Origin of the sequence: Niallia sp. FSL W8-0177 (assembly GCF_038006285.1) — a bacterium.
Lineage (GTDB): Bacteria > Bacillota > Bacilli > Bacillales > Cytobacillaceae > Niallia > Niallia circulans_A.
Genome location: NZ_JBBOUX010000001.1, coordinates 1604092 through 1623077 on the forward strand (window position 1 = coordinate 1604092; position 18986 = coordinate 1623077).

At 34.6% G+C, this 18986-nt stretch carries 17 protein-coding genes; 11 read left to right on the plus strand and 6 right to left on the minus strand.

Annotation, left to right across the window (positions count from 1 at the left end; genetic code table 11):
• Positions 1–68 precede the first annotated feature (68 nt).
• Both NST77_RS07860 and helD read left to right on the plus strand, forming a co-directional pair.
• Positions 69–1949, plus strand: coding sequence for an LTA synthase family protein (locus NST77_RS07860; RefSeq protein WP_341123736.1), 1881 nt, complete (start codon positions 69–71; stop codon positions 1947–1949).
• A 460-nt stretch (positions 1950–2409) separates the two neighbouring features.
• Entirely contained in the window at positions 2410–4734 is a 2325-nt protein-coding gene (helD, locus tag NST77_RS07865; RefSeq protein WP_123259453.1) for an RNA polymerase recycling motor HelD, read from the plus strand.
• Between the two features lie 114 nt (positions 4735–4848).
• On the opposite strand, the gene NST77_RS07870 is transcribed toward helD, so the two are convergent.
• Complete coding sequence (locus tag NST77_RS07870; RefSeq protein ID WP_172859744.1) at positions 4849–6219, minus strand: dipeptidase; 1371 nt, start codon at positions 6217–6219, stop codon at positions 4849–4851.
• A gap of 204 nt (positions 6220–6423) precedes the next feature.
• Between NST77_RS07870 and NST77_RS07875 the strand changes: the two genes are divergently transcribed.
• Positions 6424–9738 (plus strand): hypothetical protein, encoded by a 3315-nt coding sequence (locus NST77_RS07875; protein ID WP_341122875.1) that lies wholly within the window; start codon positions 6424–6426, stop codon positions 9736–9738.
• A gap of 122 nt (positions 9739–9860) precedes the next feature.
• On the opposite strand, the gene NST77_RS07880 is transcribed toward NST77_RS07875, so the two are convergent.
• Together NST77_RS07880 and NST77_RS07885 are read right to left on the minus strand one after the other, a co-directional pair.
• On the minus strand, positions 9861–10445 hold the full coding sequence (locus NST77_RS07880; RefSeq protein ID WP_095328521.1) for a class D sortase: 585 nt from the start codon (positions 10443–10445) through the stop codon (positions 9861–9863).
• Entirely contained in the window at positions 10435–11376 is a 942-nt protein-coding gene (locus NST77_RS07885; protein WP_095328522.1) for a processed acidic surface protein, read from the minus strand. Before NST77_RS07885 ends, NST77_RS07880 begins: the two co-directional genes overlap by 11 nt.
• Positions 11377–11493: 117 nt before the next feature.
• Between NST77_RS07885 and NST77_RS07890 the strand changes: the two genes are divergently transcribed.
• A complete protein-coding gene (locus NST77_RS07890; protein WP_341122876.1) occupies positions 11494–12042 on the plus strand; it encodes a hypothetical protein in 549 nt (182 codons plus the stop codon).
• A gap of 17 nt (positions 12043–12059) precedes the next feature.
• Here NST77_RS07890 and NST77_RS07895 read toward each other — a convergent pair whose 3' ends face one another.
• Positions 12060–12506: a GNAT family N-acetyltransferase gene (locus NST77_RS07895; RefSeq protein ID WP_171509612.1), complete on the minus strand. Its 447-nt coding sequence runs from the start codon at positions 12504–12506 to the stop codon at positions 12060–12062.
• A gap of 157 nt (positions 12507–12663) precedes the next feature.
• On the opposite strand from NST77_RS07895, the gene pdxR reads away from it, so the two are divergent.
• Complete coding sequence (gene pdxR / locus NST77_RS07900; RefSeq protein WP_341122877.1) at positions 12664–14058, plus strand: MocR-like pyridoxine biosynthesis transcription factor PdxR; 1395 nt, start codon at positions 12664–12666, stop codon at positions 14056–14058.
• Between the two features lie 13 nt (positions 14059–14071).
• Positions 14072–14704, plus strand: a complete 633-nt coding sequence (locus NST77_RS07905; RefSeq protein ID WP_171509613.1) for a hypothetical protein — start codon at positions 14072–14074, stop codon at positions 14702–14704.
• On the opposite strand, the gene NST77_RS07910 is transcribed toward NST77_RS07905, so the two are convergent.
• Together NST77_RS07910 and NST77_RS07915 are read right to left on the minus strand one after the other, a co-directional pair.
• A complete protein-coding gene (locus NST77_RS07910; RefSeq protein WP_095328525.1) occupies positions 14699–15082 on the minus strand; it encodes an Hsp20/alpha crystallin family protein in 384 nt (127 codons plus the stop codon). The two genes, NST77_RS07905 and NST77_RS07910, sit on opposite strands and share 6 nt — an antisense overlap.
• 109 nt (positions 15083–15191) lie before the next feature.
• Positions 15192–15950 carry a TraR/DksA C4-type zinc finger protein gene (locus NST77_RS07915; protein WP_163187279.1) on the minus strand — a complete coding sequence of 253 codons (759 nt, stop codon included), beginning with the start codon at positions 15948–15950 and terminating at the stop codon, positions 15192–15194.
• A gap of 210 nt (positions 15951–16160) precedes the next feature.
• Between NST77_RS07915 and NST77_RS07920 the strand changes: the two genes are divergently transcribed.
• The 5 genes from NST77_RS07920 to NST77_RS07940 are packed head-to-tail and all read left to right on the plus strand — an operon-like array spanning position 16161 to position 18483.
• Positions 16161–16427 (plus strand): spore gernimation protein GerQ, encoded by a 267-nt coding sequence (locus NST77_RS07920; protein ID WP_095328527.1) that lies wholly within the window; start codon positions 16161–16163, stop codon positions 16425–16427.
• The gene (locus NST77_RS07925) at positions 16424–16792 is read left to right on the plus strand and encodes a spore coat protein (protein ID WP_163187277.1); all 369 of its coding nucleotides are present in this window, start codon (positions 16424–16426) and stop codon (positions 16790–16792) included. Before NST77_RS07920 ends, NST77_RS07925 begins: the two co-directional genes overlap by 4 nt.
• An 18-nt stretch (positions 16793–16810) precedes the next feature.
• Entirely contained in the window at positions 16811–17947 is a 1137-nt protein-coding gene (locus NST77_RS07930) for a zinc-dependent alcohol dehydrogenase (protein WP_341122878.1), read from the plus strand.
• 18 nt (positions 17948–17965) lie between these two features.
• Complete coding sequence (locus NST77_RS07935) at positions 17966–18187, plus strand: hypothetical protein (RefSeq protein WP_095328530.1); 222 nt, start codon at positions 17966–17968, stop codon at positions 18185–18187.
• A complete protein-coding gene (locus tag NST77_RS07940) occupies positions 18184–18483 on the plus strand; it encodes a spore coat protein (protein ID WP_095328531.1) in 300 nt (99 codons plus the stop codon). The genes NST77_RS07935 and NST77_RS07940 overlap by 4 nt, the downstream gene beginning before the upstream one ends.
• Positions 18484–18986 lie beyond the last annotated feature (503 nt).

The following is an 18986-nucleotide window of genomic DNA, read 5'->3' on the forward strand; positions in this document are numbered from 1 at the left end:
TAGAATTATTTCGCAAATTTTTAACAAAACATTCTTCTTTCTTTTTAATCGCCATATTTTTATTTTGGATGAAAACGTATATTGGATATAAAGTAGAGTTCAGCATTGGCGTACAGGGACCTATGCAGGAATTTCTACTATTTATTAATCCATTGAGCTCAGCGCTGCTCTTTATTGGACTTGCTTTATTTGTTAAAGGGAAAGCACAGCCTATCTATATTACGATTATTACGGCATTAATGTCAGCATTATTATATGCAAATATAGTGTATTATCGCTTCTTTACGGACTTTATAACAGTTCCGGTAATAACGCAGGTTAAGGTAAATGGTGGACAATTAAGTGATAGTATTCTATCGTTACTTAAACCTTATGATATACTTTATTTCCTAGATGTAATTATTTTAATCGTATTACTTGCAACTAAAGCGTATAAACCTACGGTACAAAAAAATAGAAGAGCAGCAAAATCCGTTTTTGCACTAGCTATTTTAACATTTGTTATTAATTTAGGTTTAGCGGAGGCAGATCGCCCGCAATTATTAAGTCGTTCATTTGATAGAAACTATCTAGTGAAATATTTAGGTGCATATAACTTCACAATTTATGATATCGTCCAAAATGCGCGTTCAGAAAGTCAAAGAGCATTGGCGGACAGCAGCGATATTACGGAAGTACAAAACTTTATTAGTGCTAATTATGAAGAGCCAAATGACAAATACTTCGGAGCTGCAAAGGGTAAAAACGTTATTTATGTTTCATTAGAGTCTTTACAAAGCTTTATTATTAATTACAAATTAAATGGAGAAGAAGTAACACCATTTTTAAATTCACTTATCAAAGATGACAATACGTTCTATTTTGATAATTTCTTCCATCAAACAGGACAAGGAAAAACATCTGACGCAGAATTTATGATGGAAAATTCTCTATATGGAATGTCCCAAGGAGCTGTTTTTGTAAACAAAGCGCAAAATACACTGCAATCAGCACCAGCTATTTTAAAAGGGGAAGGATATACCTCCGCTGCATTCCATGGAAATTATAAAACTTTCTGGAATCGTAATGAAATGTATAAAACGATTGGATATGATTATTTCTTTGACGCAGAGTATTATGATATGTCAGAAGAAAATACAAAAAACTATGGTATGAAGGATATACCGTTCTTCGAACAGAGTATGCCTCTGCTTGAAGGGTTAAAGCAGCCATTCTATACAAAGTTTATTACACTATCTAATCACCATCCATTTGAAATGGATGAGGGGGATACTGACTTCCCAGCAGGTGACTTTGGTGACAATGCTGTAAACCATTATTTCCAATCTGCTCATTATTTAGATGAATCAATCCGTTTATTCTTTAAAGAACTTAAAGAATCTGGTTTATATGATAATTCAGTGATTGTTATGTATGGTGACCATTATGGAATTTCTGAAAATCATAATAAAGCAATGGCAAAAGTACTTGGTGAAGAGGAAATCACACCATTTATGAACACGCAGTTACAACGTGTACCATTATTTATTCATGTACCAGGTGTAGAAGGAAATGTCGTAAGTAAATACGGTGGCGAAGTAGATGTAATGCCAACGTTAATGCATCTTCTCGGTATTGATACAAAGGACTATTTACAAGTTGGTTCTGATTTGCTTTCTAAGCAGCATCGTGAAACTGTTCCATTTAGAAATGGTGACTTTGTTTCTCCTACACTAACGAAGATAGGCGATAACTATTATGATGCTAATGGCGAGTTAGTGGATGCAGAAAAAGGAAAAGAACAAGCGGAAGCAGCAGCTGCTGAATTACAAGCATCTGATAGCATCGTGACGAAGGATTTATTGCGATTCCATAAACCAGATGGATTTAAACCAATAAATCGTGAGGATTATAATTATATAAAAGGTAATACTAGCAAGGCTGATTCAGAGGAATCAGCGGAAGAATAAGCAAAAAAAGTCTCTTTCCAGTGAGTGGAAAGAGATTTTTTTGCTAATAAACATAAAAATATTTTATAATCATTTTTGCTATATCTGGTTATCAGACAGGAGAGGTTGAAATATTTTCTTTAGGTTGCAGGCTATTTATCATTATTTCGGCTTATGGATCTATCAAGATTTTATGAACGTGTAGGAGTCCATTTTTGTCTTTCTGCTTAAAAATGAGCGAAGGAGTTAGGTTTAATCAAACGGAACATGGCAAAAATATAACTAAACACATAATAAATCCCATATCCGTAAAGGATATGGGATGTCTTTTATTATAATAATGGTAATTTGTTGATAGATATGTTAAAATAAATGAATCTGTTAGTGAATTCATTTTTAGAAAAGAATATATTATTTCTATAATAATGATATCACAAAATGATTCTGCTTGTCAAGATAATTTATTAGGGGTGGAGACACTATGAACAATAAGGAACAACTAGAAAAAGACCAGGAACAAAAACGAATAGATTTCGTTCGTAAACAAATTGAAGAGAAGCTAACAGTATTAGAAACTGATATTAACCATATTGGCGGTGATGTAAGTCAGCTGCGTTCTAGTTTCTGGGAAGATGTTACTGTAAATTTAGATGAACCAGATGATGTCATTGAAACATTTACAAGTATTAAGCAGCAAGCAGAACTACTTGGTGAGCGGGAGCGAACATATGGACAGATTCATAAACAACAAAAGATTCTTCATAAATTAAAGGATTCTCCTTACTTTGGAAGGATTGATTTTAAGGAGGAGGGGGAGGAAACTGAACCAGTTTATATTGGCATACGTTCATTTATGGATAAAAAGAATGAAGAGTTTTACATATATGATTGGAGGGCACCGATTTCTAGTGTTTATTATGATTATTCACCAGGACCAGCGTCTTATCAAACACCAGGTGGTAAAATTAATGGGGAATTATTGTTAAAAAGACAATTCATTATCCGTGATGGAAAGCTAATCAGCTTATTTGATACTGGTGTTACTATTGGAGATGAATTATTACTAGAAGTGCTTGGTAATAATGCCAACTCCATGATGAAATCAATTGTTGCTACTATTCAAAAGGAGCAAAATCAAATTATTCGAAATGATAAAAGTAAATATTTGCTTGTACAAGGAGTTGCTGGAAGTGGGAAAACTTCCGCGGCTTTGCAACGAGTTGCCTATTTACTATATAAACATCGAGATACATTAAAATCGGATAATATTATGCTATTTTCGCCAAACCCATTATTTAATAGTTATGTTTCCACTGTCCTGCCAGAGCTGGGAGAAGAGAATATGCGTCAGTCTACCTTTTATGAGTATTTGCAATCAAGGATTGGCAAATCTTATCAAGTGGAAGACTCCTTTTCTCAATTAGAGTATTTGTTAACAGAAACAAACAAGGCAAAAAAAGCGCAAAGATTAATAAGTATTCAATATAAAAGTAGTGCTGCATTTAAAGAGCTAATCGATGAATATCTTCAACATCTGCAGAATGATGGGATTGTATTTAAGGATATTATGTTTCGGAAAAAAGTATTTATCTCTAGCGAAGAACTGACGCGAAAATTTTACGAAATGGATAGCACTATTACGATTCCCAATCGAATGCAATTATTAATTGAATGGGCGCAAAAGGAAATGAAAAAACATGCTAAAGCAGAAAGAAATCAACCTTGGGTGGATGAAGAAATTCAGCTGTTAGATAAAGAGGAATATTTAGAAGCATTCCATGCATCTGAAACGAAAAATGGAAAAGAGCAAGAATTTGCGTATTTTGAGGAAGAGGAAAAATTTTTACGCAAGATTATTGTAAACCGATATTTTAAATCTATTTATGCAGCCGTAAAAAAAATGAGGTTTATTGATTTTGCTGCTATATACAAAAATATTTTTCATTTAGCATGTCCTAAAGAGTTATCAAAGGAAGAGTGGCAAACGATAGGAATACAAACGATTGCTAATCTTAATCAAAGCTTCCTTGCGTATGAGGATGGAACTCCTTTTGCTTACTTAAAAGATAAACTAGAAGGCAAAAAATCAACGTCTGGTATTCGCCAAGTATTTATTGATGAAGCACAAGACTATTCTGATTTCCAAATTAACTATTTGAAGGAACTTTTTCCCTATAGTAAAATGACGCTTTTGGGCGATATTAACCAAGCTATCTATGCACACCATCACAATGAGATTGTTGGAAATGAAGAGAGTGAAGAAGTTGAACGAATAGAGTTAATGAAAAGTTATCGTTCAACAAAGGAAATAATTGAGTTTACAAGAGGCTTGACTGTAAATGGAGACTTAATTGAACCATTTAATCGCCATGGTGAAAAACCTGCAGTCGTAAATGCGGCAAATAGTGAAAAGAAAATAAAGAACATCCAAAAGAAAATAGAAGAGTGGATGGAAAAAGGCCATAAAACAATTGCGATCATTTGCAAAACAATTGAAGAAAGTAAGGAAGTATATAAGCGACTTAAAGCAAAATTGGATGTTCGTTTGATTCAAAAAGGAACGACTTCTTATGAAAAAGGTATATCTGTGATACCAGCCTATTTAGCAAAAGGAATAGAGTTTGATGGAGTTATCCTTTATAATGCTTCCAGCTATGAAGGCGAATTAGAGAAAGAATTATTTTACACAGCTTGTACAAGAGCAATGCATGAACTGACTATGTATATAGAAAACGGAAAACAAAATGAGTATTTTGAAAAAATAGATCATACAACCTATGTCTATGAAGAATTGGAAATTAATTAGCTAAATTTGTAGTTTAAAATACAGCTCCCTTTATCTATGCTAATGGCGGATTATCCTTCAAAGGAGCAGGGAGACGGGAGCTGATTTGATATTTAGTGTTAGTTCGCGCTATTTTTACCAAACCTCTGCCAGATCGAACCAGTAATGACAGATGGTTTCTAAGCCTTTGTCATAGTTTTCGAGATGAAAATGTTCATTTGGAGCATGGAAGTTTTCATCTGGTAAGCCGAATCCCATTAAGACAACTGGTAATTGCAAAATTTGATCAAAAGCGGCTACGATAGGAATAGAACCTCCACCGCGTGTATAGGAAGTAGGTACTTGATATACTTTTTCATACGCTCTTCCAGCTGCTTGAATAGCTTTATGATCAAAGGGAGTAACATAGGGATTGCCTTTATCAAATAATTGAACCGTTACATCCACTCCTTTTGGCTTATGCTTTTCAATATGCTTCTTCAATAAAGCAACAATTTCATCTGGATCTTGCGCTGGAACTAGTCTACATGTTATTTTTGCTCTCGCTTCAGAAGGGATAACTGTTTTGACGCCCGTTCCTTGAAATCCACCTTTAACTCCATTTATCTCAAGGGTTGGGCGTACCCAAAGTCTTTCTAAAGTAGTGAACTCTTTTTCTCCAAACAGGGAAGGAGAGCCGGTTTGTTCGATAATTGATTCATCTGTGATATCCAATGCTGTAAAAGCAGCTTTTTCCTGCTTTGTTAAAGGAGTTACCCGATCATAAAAGCCTTCGACAGAAATGACTCCATTCTCGTCATGAAAACTTGCTAATAGGTGGCTTAAAGCTGTAATAGGATTTTGAATTGCTCCTCCAAATAACCCAGAATGCAGATCACTTTTTGGACCTTTTACATAGATTTCCATCCCACATAATCCTCTTAAGCCATAGCAAATCGTTGGTTTCCCTTTTTCCATCATCCCTGTATCTGAAATAACGATGACATCGGCACTTAATAAATCTTTATTTGCTTCTACAAAAGACGGTAAGGCTGGACTGCCGATTTCCTCTTCTCCTTCGATGCAGAATTTAATATTTACTGGTATTGAACCTGTCGTTTTAAGAATTGCTTCGATTGCTTTAATATGCATAAAAACTTGGCCTTTATCATCACTGGCTCCTCTAGCATAAAGCTTTTCGTTACGAATTTCGGGTGTGAAGGGAGGAGATTCCCATAATTCGAGGGGATCAACTGGCTGAACATCATAATGTCCATACACCAATACGGTCGGCTTCCCTTCCTCATGTAGCCAATCTGCATAAACGACAGGATTGCCGCTTGTTTGATGAATGGCAGCATTCTCTAATCCAGCTTTTGTTAAAGCGTCCACTAACCATTCTGCGGTTCTATCAATATCTGTTTGATGTTCAGAAAGGGCACTAATACTTTCTAATGATAAAAAGGAGAATAATTCCTCTAAGTGCTCTTTTCTTTTTTCTTTTAAATATTGTTGAATAACATCCATTCTATCCATTCCTCCAATTATTTCGATATGGAAAATAAATTCGCTTATATAAGAAGAATATCCTCTTTTTTTGAAAATAAAATATATTGAAAAATAAATAACTTTATTGTAAAATTACACCATTAGTTTAAATGGTATGAAATGCATGTGATTATAGAAAGGATGCATAAAATGCAAAAAAATATGGTTATTTTTTTTAATCGGATGGTAGAATCATTGTATTCGAAGGAATATATAACAGAAACGAGTTATACCGATATTAAGTCTGGTTTCCAAAAGTATTTAGAGGACGAGGCGTTAAAAGAAAATGGAGAAATAGAAGAAAAAGTAAAAGTAATGGAGAAACAAGAAAAGAAAAAGCAGCCTTCCATACAAAAGAAACAACATACTCCTGAACAGCTGCGCGAACGAAATATAGGGGTGTTGCTTTATTTAGGAGTTTTTCTATTATTAATAGGTGGATTAGTGGTTGCAACTAGTAATTGGGACTCTATGCCCGGTTGGTTGAAGGCAGTATCTATTTTCTTTGTTTCGATCTTATTTTTTGGTTTTGCCATGTTATCGAAAAAAATAATAAAGATCGACCATACAGCCTTTGCTTTCTTTCTTCTGGGGAGTCTTTTTCTTCCAATAGGATTTTTGTCAATAAGCTTTTTTCAGTTAGCAGGTGACTATCTTTCTATATATGGCGAGGGACGTTTCTTATTAGGAGTAATCGCTGGTTTGGTTCTATTCCCTATATATGCAGCTTTAGCGATTTATTTAAAGTCCCGTCTCTATAAAATACTAACGATTGGGACTATCACTGGAACGATTGCCTTTCTGCTTGCTTTTTTACCATTAGCACTAGATGGATTCTTCTTCTTTATGATCATTTATCAATTTATAACCATCTATGTTTTATTAAGGTATCAGCACATGAAATGGATTAATTATTTTCAGAAGGAACTCACACCCATTGTTCAAGTGCAATTAATCTTAACTGCTTTATTTATGACTTTTCTGTTTGAGAGCAGTGTGATAAATGGCTTTTACTATTTGATAATCAGCAGTCTATTTATTATGACCGTAGCATTAACGAAACGAAAGCATGATCATTTTTACATAACTACTGCTATAGCCTTTGGGCTTTATCGAATTTTTACCTATCCAATTCTAGAAGACTTATTGCCAATAGCCTTTGCTTGCTTTAGTATTTTCCTTCTTTCTTTTGTCTTTATCTTAAAAGGAAAGATAGAGTGGGGGAAAGTTTGGGAGTTTACAAGCTTTGTCATTGCTCTGGCAACATTTTTCGTAACCATTCTTTTTTATTGGGAACTTTTTCTCGCTGGAAGTTTGTATTTAGTGTTTGCCTATCTCTTACTGGCTGTAGAATTCATCCTTTTAGCAAAAAGGCTAACATATGTAATTATTCGTTATTTGCCGGTTCTCTTTATCAACCTAGCTTTATGGAATCTTGCTCTGTTAATTCCATTAATAAAAGATCTCGACAGTTTTTTCCTTGTCAGCTACGGGATTAATATCGGGCTTTTATTTTTGCTAGGGATTTTTAATAATTGGTATCTATTACAGGATATTAGAAAACCTTCTGCCATTTATAATATTGCCTGGATGGTACTAATAGCCTTTTTATCAACAGCAATCTTTTTAGGGAAATGGTATATACCTTTTATGATAGCAGGAATTGCCCTAAGTCTATATAGCGGCAGTCGTTTCATAAAAAATAAAATTCAGCAGCAACTTCTTGCCTATATAATTCCGTTTACTGTTTTTTGTGTTTATTTTACAACAGCAGAATCCATTAGCTTAATCCAGAAGCAAGGACTTCCATTGTCAATAGCATTAGGAAGTTTAGTTACCATCTTAACGGGAAGTATATATGAAAAAATCGATAAGCAGATGGGGAGAAACGGCTATTTCATTGGACAAATCATGTACGGATTTGGATTGCTGTTAATTTTGGAATATTTCATACTAAACAAATGGGTGGCTACAGGAATATATTTAGCGTCAATTTTTATTTTTTATGATTTGTATCGAAAAATAAAAAACATCCTTATAGCCTGGTTAATCGGAATCGTTAGTTTGATTAGCTATTTCAGTCTTGTAGGTTCTATTTGGAACACAGATACAATTGTTTTTGAACTACTTATGAAGTATGGCTGGATTGGTCTGTTTATGCTGTCTTTAGGATTAAAAAACACATCATTCAAGCTGCCGTTTCTCACACTTTCCCATATTTATATTATCGGAAGTATTATCATTGATCGATTAATAATAGAAAATAATTCCTTCCTGCCGTTTATCTATTTATTCATTGCTTATAGTATAAGTGTCTATTTAGTAGCGAATAAATATGTAAAAATGACATTTCGATATGGTAGCTATCTATCTAGTTATTTCTTTATAGCAGCGGCTTTTCCTTTTGGCTTTGCAGGAGGGAATGCTTATAACATCGCATTTACGGTAATGTCAATGGCGTTATTTGGGATTTATTATCTGAAAAAAGAAAAGAAAGAGCTTGTTTTCTTTTTCTTACCATTTAGTTCAGTTGGGATAATATATTGGATGTTTGCATCACCTTTTACTATCATAACTTACACCATCATCCTTGTTTATATTGCACTCCTGCTACTTATGATCCATCTAGAAAAATTATATCTTGTTTCGTTTATTGGAATAGTTTTCCTATTTATGAATAATGAAGTATTCATGCATGATTTTCTGCCAATCGATCGGTATCTGTTTACGCTGGTTTGGGGAGTTATATTTATGCTTATTAGCACTATTGTATATCCAGTCATTACAAAGTGGCAGGAAGAAGGAGAAAAGTGGATTGATTTTTATTTCCTAGCAAGTTTTCTTACCATTTTCTCTTTATACGTAATAGAAACAAATTTAAAGTGGGATAATGTTATTCCGGGAGTGTTACTCGCATTGCTAGTATTTATCCAAAAAAATAGGGTGGGGAAAGAAATTAAATGGGTACCTCAACTTATTGGCTTGGTTACACTCCTGTTGCCATATTACTCTATGTTATCAATTATTTCTATCCAGGAATATATCGAGACAGAGCTAAAAGTATTACCAGTACTTGTCGTCATGGTTGCCGCAAAGAAGATCGTCAAGCATGCGTCCGGACTATTAACGAAGATCGAATGGGGAGTTGTAACCATTTCGGCCTTGCTCTTAGCAATGGATGGCTATCTCTCTCATACAATCTATGATGCCATCATTTTGGGTGGGCTTGCGGTAATATCCATTTTATCAGGATTTTATTTCCGCTATAAATCTTATTTCTTTGTGGGAATTGGTGTATTAATATTAAATGTATTATTGCAAACTAGACCATATTGGGGTAATTTTCCTTGGTGGGTATATTTATTAATTGCTGGAACTATTCTAATTACCATTGCAAGTATGTATGAAATGCAAAAGCAAGGAAAACAACCAAAAATATTCACAAAAATACTTTTGTGGAAAAATAGAATAAGGAATTTTTTAAAAACTTGGAAATAGCCTAAGTTTATGAGATTCCGCCATAGCACACGAAGGTACAACTTTAACCTTCGTGTGTTTGTTTGGGATTTAATTGGCTGTGGTACGTGCATATGTAAAAATCATTCTAACTAGTTAGGGGATTATTCTGATCGATTATTTTTTCCGAATTCCTCTGAATGTGTTAACGTAGCTGTTACTACATATCTTTTTGGTGCATGTCCAATAAAGGAGAAAGGATAACAGGTAGTTAGTGTTAGGACAGGTCTTGATTTAGGAGTAAGAATGGTTCGGTCATTAGGCGAGACAATAGAGAATTTCGTAATTTTATATTCATATTCTTTTTCCATTGTTTGAATTATAAGAGAATCATTCTTTTTTAAATCTCTCAAGAATCGGAAAAAGGTGTCACGATGTCCTGACAATACAACATTGTTGTTTTCGCCAGGTAAAGCACTTTTGGGATAATGACCTGCTCCCTTAGTTAAGATCCCCGTACTTATCCCCTCATAAATAGGAATCGTTTTCTCTGATTTCGGCACGAGGATGACTCCCATTTTTTCTCCTTCTTTTAAAAATACTGATGGAGAGAAAACTACTTGACTATCTTTAGGAAGGAATGGTTGTTTTGTAATAGTTTCCACTTTCATATAACAAGACAAAGTATAGAAAATCATTCCTAATCCTATCAAAATAGAGAGGATCCCCATTTTCTTTCTAATTTTCATAGGGAACTTTCCTGAAGGTTACAAACAACCCTAGTAATACTAGCATATACCCTATGCAAAGCATAATGGGAAGAGAAGATGCCGTATTAGGAAGCTGAGCAGCATATAAATTAGCTAAACCTTCTGTCACTTCCGTCAATTCAACTACTTTGTCGATAGCATCTACAGAAGATACCATATCAGATGTCACAATTGCATCTCCAATTAAAAATTGATCATGATCGTATAATTCAATCGCAACTGTCGTATCCATCTGTTTATGTTTTAGATCATTCAAGGAAAGTTCGTTTCTTTTTCCATTATCATCGATACTAATGATGACTGGCTTTAAAGCAGTTGCTGTAAAAAAATCTTTCCAGAAATCAGTTAATGCATGGTTTCCTTCCTTGCTTATTCCGCCTTCTTGATCCATAGCTTGAAATGTTGATAATTTTACTTTCCAATCCTCCACTTTTGCAGCTAAGAAAGCAGGGTCCAATTTATTCAGATGGCCATAAAATTGTTGCTTCTCCTTATCATCAAAACCAATATTCTCAAGAAATTTTTCTAATTGCAGCATCTTATCTTCATGGTTTTTATAAAAATCAATCGCTACTTCTAAATCTTCTAAAAACCAGAAATCATCTACACTTTCATGAAATCCAGCCAATAAAATATCTAATTCTTCCTGTGTCATCGAATTTTGTACAAGCAATTTATCGAGATTAGCTGGCGTGATTGGAGTTCCAAGTTGTTTTTTCAAAACACGAATATTATCAAAATCACTTATTTTTAATCCTTTAAAGGATAAATACTCTTCTAAGTCTTCTGTGCTCCATCCTAAGTTATTGGCTAAGCTCTCAATCTCTTTCTCACTTGGAGAGGCGGCAACTGAAGAAGCTTGAAGAGATAAACCCCAAAAAAGAAGAAAAGAAAAAAGAACTTTTTTCATTAGACAAACCCTCCATCATCTTTGTATTGGTAGTGTTTGTTAATTTATGAAAATAATACGTGCATATTAGAAGAGATTTTGGAAATAGGGACGATTTTTTTAGGTGGTGAAAGATTATTGGCGAAAGTCGAGAGGATTTCTAGACTAAAGCGGAAAATATCAGCCAAAATGGGGAGGGAATCAGCCAAAGGAGAGAAAGAATCAGCCAAAATGGGGAGGAAATCAGCCAAAGGAGAGAAAGAATCAGCCAAAGTGGGGAGGGAATCAGCCAAGGAGAGAAAGAATCAGCCAAAGTGGGGAGGAAATCAGCCAAAGGAGAGAAAGAATCAGCCAAAGTGGGGAGGAAATCAGCCAAAGGAGAGAAAGAATCAGCCAAAGTGGGGAGGAAATCAGCCAAAGGAGAGAAAGAATCAGCCAAAGTGGGGAGGGAATCAGCCAAAGGAGAGAAAGAATCAGCCAAAATGGGGAGGGAATCAGCCAAAGGAGAGAAAGGATCAGCCAAAATGGGGAGGAAATCAGCCAAAGGAGAGAAAGAATCAGCCAAAGTGGGGAGGAAATCAGCCAAAGCAGAGAAAGAATCAGCCAAAGCACAAAAATATCAGCCAAAGCATAACAAATACAAAACCCGTAAAGCGGGTTTTGTATATAAAAAATTATTTAAACTAGAGTAAACATAAAATCGATTAATTATTCAAATCTAATTCATAATGAAAAAATTGCGTATCCTTTTTATAGCCATTCTTCTCATATAATCTTTGGGCAGTTAAATTATCTACAGCTGTACTAAGACTTAGACTATTGGCTCCGTTATTCTTTGCGTATTCTTTTGCTTGTTGTAATAACATTTTTCCGATACCTTTTTTCCTTGCTCTTTTTTGAACATATAAATCATTTAATATCCATATTTTTTTCATCGATAAAGAGGAATAGGTAGGATAAAGTTGAGTAAAGCCTATGTAATCATCACCGTCTTGAACAACGAAGATTACAGATTCGCTGTTTTCGATTCGTTCTTTTATATAACTTGCTGCACTCACGATATCATCTTCTCGTTTATAAAACATGCGATATTCATTAAATAAGCGAGCTACTCCTTCGATGTCTTTCTTTGTTGCTTGCGATATGTTCATTTTACGCTTACCTCCACCAAAAATAATTTGTCACACATTAAAATCATTTCCTTCTATTTCTTGTCCCTTTATTTTAAAATGAAATGAGTATATTACATAGGTACAGTTAGGAGATATTTTAAGGGTACAAAACCGAGAGAAAAAGGAGAGGGAGAGCATGAATATGGCTATTCATTTGCATAAAGACAGCACGGAGCCAGTATATATGCAATTATATAATTATTTTAAAGCAGAGATTTTAACAGGGAAGATAGAAGCGGGCACAAAACTACCATCCATTCGATATTTAGCAATATATATTCAGATTAGTAAAAATACTGTTATTGATGCATACCAGCAATTATGGATGGAAGGGTATGTAGAAAGTAAAGAAAAAAGTGGGTATACGGTTGTTTCCTTACCTAGTTATGAGTATAAAGATGGACAAAATCAATCAGAGCATAAAAATAATGAGAAGCAAATGGAGCCGTATTCCGTTAATTTTCATTATGGAGATATTGATCAAACTAATTTTCCAACAAATGCTTGGAAAAAGACCCTTAAAGAAATAATGGAGGACAAGCATAATAGGTGGATGAATTATGGAGATAAGCAGGGAGAATTAAAATTAAGAGAAGAAGTGGCTGGATACTTATATAGGTCACGTGGAATTCAGACGACAGCCGATCAGCTTGTTATTACAGCGGGGACAGAGCAGCTAATCCGAGTTGTATTATCACTTTTAAATGATTGCCCATTACATATAGGGATGGAGGAGCCAGGTTATAATGACGTGCGCAATGTATTCCAGGAAAAAGGGCTTGCCATATCTTCTATTCCAGTATTAGAAACAGAAGGACATGACTTATCTTCCTTATTAAATAGTTCTTGTAATTTGGTCTATATTACCCCTTCCCATCAGTTTCCTACAGGAAAGATTATGCCTATTTCAAAGCGGATTGAGCTATTAGAGTGGGCAGAAAGGGAGAACGGTTATATAGTAGAAGATGATTATGACAGCGAATTTCGTTTTCAAGGTTCGCCAATCCCAAGTATGAAAGCAATTGACCAGCATGATCGAGTTATATATATGGGGACTTTTTCTAAATCATTCTTACCAACATTAAGAATAAGCTATATGGTATTACCTAATGTTTTACTGGAAAAATGGAAAACGAAAAGGTATAACGAGACTCAATCGAGCTCCCCGCTATTACAGCTAGCTTTAGGGAAATTTATCCAAAAAGGAGGATTTGAACGGCATATTAAGCGTATGCGAAAAGTATATGAAAGAAAATATACTTTTTTGATCCAATGCATCAAGCAGTATATGGGAGATAAGGTAGAAATAATTGGTGAAAAAGCAGGTTTACATTTGCTTATTCGTATAGCTTTTAAAAATGAAGCCATTCTGCTATCAGAAGCAGAAAAAATAGGGATTAAGGTTTATTCTACAAAACCATATTTTGCTGAGGAAAGAGAGTGTTATCCTCTGTTATTAGGGTTTGGAGGATTAGAAGAAAAGGAAATAGAAGAAGGAATTATAAGCCTAGCAGACGCATGGTTTATGTAGAGGAGGAATATTTTTGGTATCTTTTGGCACATTTATAATCGGAGTAGCTGTAGCAATTATTACTTTTTTTGTACTCGACAATTTTACACCTCCTCTATTTCTAAATATTTTTATATGTTATGTAATTGTATTTGTTACGATGTTAATGACAACCTGGTATCGTATTCATACAACTAGAAATATTGAGAAATTGGAAAAACTTTTTAGAAAGAATAAAAAGCATCCCTATTATAGCTTTGTTTATGCTTTAAGTTTGAAAGAGGATAAAAGGGTAATTATAAGCTACCGGAAACTAATGAAACGAAAAAAATATCAAGCTCATTATCCGTTATTTACGATTTTATTTTCTCTTTATTTTGGAAAAACTCTAGGCCTTAGAGAAGAAGCTGAGAAAATAAAAGATTCGGAAATGAAGTCCTATTATTTAGCTTTAATAAATATTGAAGAGCGGCAATTTAATGCTGCCTGGCAATGGATAGAAAGGCTAAATAAGAAATGGATGAAAGAAGCACTATTAGCGGAAATTGCATTAAAAAAAGAAGAAAAGGATGTAGCGAAAAAGCATGCTAAAAGTGCTTTAAAGCATACGAAAGGAATACAATATTATATCTTAAAAAAGACATATGAAAGAGAATTCGCCTTATAAAAATTGAATGTCAATAATAGATGTTAGTTTCTTGTTTTGCTGTTGTTCCTTCTGAATAAAAATTTCAAGAATTTCATTTGCGAATACAGCATGAATGGGATTTTGATCAATTGAAACTGGAAATTCAATTGATCTTTGTTTTTCTTCAAAAAGATTAGAATCATGAATCATTGCCTTAATAGTAAGCACATTTTTATTTACAGAAAGATAGATGCTGCTCTTCTGGCAATTCGTTAATAATGCTTCCACAATAAATTCTTTATCCGTTTCGTACACATCAATTCGAAACTCAGTTTCATCTAATACCGAAGTCAACGGATCAAGAAAATGGTTTTTCAGCCATTCATCCATTAAACTTAACCAGTTATCATCATTCATATATAATCCTCCTTAGTATATTTAACATATTCTGATAAGGAGGAAAGCGTGATGAAAAATGTAAAAAGGTTGTCTAAAGGCATTACACCTTATTAAGACAACCCTTTTTTTACTCATCATTTTCCACATAAGGCTCATGCTCGTATGCAGGCAAGTCACCGAACGTTGTCATAATGCATTCTTCATCCAAGCTTTCTTCATAGCGTTTATGCTGTTCATTTGGATAAACCGTTATATTTTTCCCTTCTATATCCACACCGACAAAGTTTTCGTAATCTTCCACATAGCCAATGTTCTCATCACTTTCTGTGTAGACGTCATTATAATGGTCATAAACAGGATGAGCAAAATCAGATGGCGTTTCCGATGTTCCCCAGCTAGATACTTCCTGCCAAGAATCCTCTGCATCATATACGACAGATTCATCTTTATTATCCATATCGAATTTTCCGAAAGGAGGCATTAATATTTCTTCTTCCACAGGTCGCTTCTCAGAAATTTTCTGATCAGGAGAATGCTCCTTACAATAAAGTGTTGTAGGGATAACTTCCAATCTTTCTATCGGTATATCTTGAGAGCATTCCGCACATTTTCCGTATGTTCCTTCATCTATTGCCTTTAAAGCATTTAACACACCCATATATTCATGATGGTAATGTTCAGCAAGGGCAATATCCTTTTCGCGTTCATAAAGCTCCGTTCCTTCATCTCCTGGATGATTATCATAACTGGATAGCTCTCCAAGAGACTCATGGTAATGTCCATCTTTCAAATCTAAGTTATCATTATGTTCAAATCTCACTTCTAAATCACGTTTTTGTTCCGTTAATACTTTTTGAAAATGGGACATTTGTTGTTTATTTAGCATAATAACCTAATCCTTTCAAGAAGTCGTTTGCTTTATTAGTATGAGCAAAAGAAACGATAACATTAAAGGAAATATGTACATAATTCAATTTCTACGAAAATAAAGATGTTTTTTATTCCAAAAAAAATCGTTAAATATTGCTAGCGAATTGAGAAAAAAAGTAGGGGAAAATAGCATAGTATTTCTTATTTGAATAGGAGGTAATTGATCATGGAAAGGAAAAGCTTTGCTCCACACGAATCATTAGATTTACATGAAGTAATAAATTTTAAAACACTCTGTGTAGCAAAATCCAAGTTAATGCAAGGGCTTGTGTTTGATGAAGATTTAAAAAAATTAATGCAAAAAGATGTAGAACAGTCTATTCAAGCACTTAGCGAGTTACAAGAAGCATATAAGGATGTGCCATTCGCAGCAGAAATTCCTCAAATGCGTCCAACGCCAATTATAGGTGGAGAGGAGGGTGTTATCCATTGAATAATGACTACTTAGATCCTATTAATGCGTTAAATATGCCAGAGCTTGCTGATATGACATTTGCGGTTGATTTTCTTATTCGCGCAAAAGAAGGGGTGAGAAATATAGCAACAGCGTTAACTGAAACAGCTTCACCAGACTTAAGAGTACTTTTACGAAAACAGCTTAACCAGGCAATCCAGATGCACCAAGAAATAACAGATTTAATGGTAGAAAAAAAATGGTTCCATCCCCATGATCTGAGTGAACAATATAAGTTAGATCAACTTTCGGCAAAGAATACTATTATGATTGGAAATATGCATTTGTTTACTGGTGAAACGAATCGAAAAGGAATGTTTGATCGGACGCCTGATCAGCATTAAATAAGGAGGTTAGATAGAATGAAAGCAGTAACGTACCAAGGGATTAAAAATGTAGAAGTAAAAGAAGTAGAAGATCCGAAGATTTTAAAACCTGATGATATGATCATTAAAGTGACAAGTACTGCAATATGCGGATCTGATTTACATTTAATTCATGGAATGATGCCAAACTTACAAGAAAATTATGTGATTGGTCATGAACCGATGGGAATAGTTGAAGAGGTAGGAACAGAAGTTACAAAAGTTAAAAAGGGTGACCGGGTTATTATTCCTTTCAATATTGCCTGTGGGGAATGCCAGTACTGCAAAAGTAATTTAGAAAGTCAATGTGACAATTCCAATGATAATGGAGATGTTGGTGCTTATTTTGGCTATTCAGGCAATGCTGGTGGTTATCCAGGCGGACAAGCAGAGTATTTAAGGGTTCCTTTCGCAAATTTCACTCACTTTAAGATTCCAGAAACTTGTGAAGAACCGGATGAAAAATTGACGGTTATTGCCGATGCAATGACAACTGGATATTGGAGTGTAGATAATGCAGGTGTGAAAGATGGAGATACAGTCATAGTGTTTGGGTGTGGACCAGTTGGATTATTTGCGCAAAAATTCGCATGGCTGAAAGGGGCAAAACGCGTCATTGCTGTCGATTATGTTGATTATCGTCTACAGCATGCGAAACGTACAAATAAGGTAGAAATTGTTAATTTTGAACAGGTAGAAAATGTGGGTGCTTACTTAAAAGAACTCACAAAAGGCGGTGCCGATGTGGTGATTGATGCTGTTGGCATGGATGGAAAAATGAGTGATATGGAATTTCTAGCGAGCGGCATGAAGCTGCAAGGCGGTACAATGAGCGCTCTTGTGATGGCTGCCCAAGCGGTTCGGAAATGTGGAACCATTCAAATTACTGGCGTTTATGGCGGCAGATATAATGCTTTTCCATTAGGAGATATCATGCAGCGCAATGTCAATATTCGTACTGGACAAGCACCTGTTATTCATTACATGCCATATATGTTTGAATTAGTTTCTACTGGAAAAATTGATCCGAGTGATGTCGTAAGTCACGTATTACCATTGAGTGAAGCAAAACGAGGCTATGAAATTTTTGATACGAAAATGGATAATTGTATAAAAGTTGTCTTAAAACCATAAGAAAGGCAGGAGTATGAAATGGATTATGTACTACATGAAGTATTAGAAGTTCAAGAACTAGCTACATTCAAAACGATTTGCATAACAAAAGCTAAAACGATGCGCGCACTTGTTTCCGATCCACAATTAAAAGAATTAATGCTGCAAGATGTGGATATATCAACAAGGCAGCTACAGGAATTTTCATCTATTTTATCGAAGGCGCAAGAAATGCCAGGAATTGGGGGAGAGAACGGATGAATTCCATTATTGAATATTTTACAGGTATGGATGCATTAACAGATCAAATGATTGCAACAGATCTATTAATTTCTGCCAAGAGCGGAATTAGAAATTATTCTATGGCCATCACAGAAACGGGACATCCGGAGATAAAAGAAATCCTTGTCCGCCATCTAAATGAAGCACTTGACTTACATGAACAACTATCCAGTTATATGGCTGAAAAAGGGTGGTACCATGCATGGGATCCAAAGGAACAAGTGAACTTTAATTTGCAAAACATTCATACTGCTTTAAACTTACCGATACTTTAAGATATAGAAGGAACTCGTTTGTTTGAACGGTTCCTTTTTTCTTTTGGGAAAAGTTGTAACTATAAAACAAAGTAATTAGGGAGAATAGTTAAAATATTTACTTGTAATGTAGTATAAAAGCTGATTAGTAAAGTAACTTTTTGAAAAGTGAGAATAATTATTGAAACCCCTTACAATTAATGTTAATATGCCTATATACCAGCTGTGATTATTAGTCAGATAGAAAACTTTATTACATAAACAATTCGCTGAAGGAAGAACTGTAAGATTCAACATGCTGAAAGTTTGAACATAGCGAATCAGTCAAATGTTACTTACACAGGGAGCTGCTTTATTGGTTGTAAAGAATGGAGGAGCATAAAAAGCAGAAGCTTATATTCCTAAAGATAATCTGTCAGCAATTTAGGAAGAAAGAAAATTTATTTGATAGCATCTTTTATGAATGGACCATGGCACAGGGATTGGAATGACTACGAAAGGAATATCAGTAAACGGATAAATCA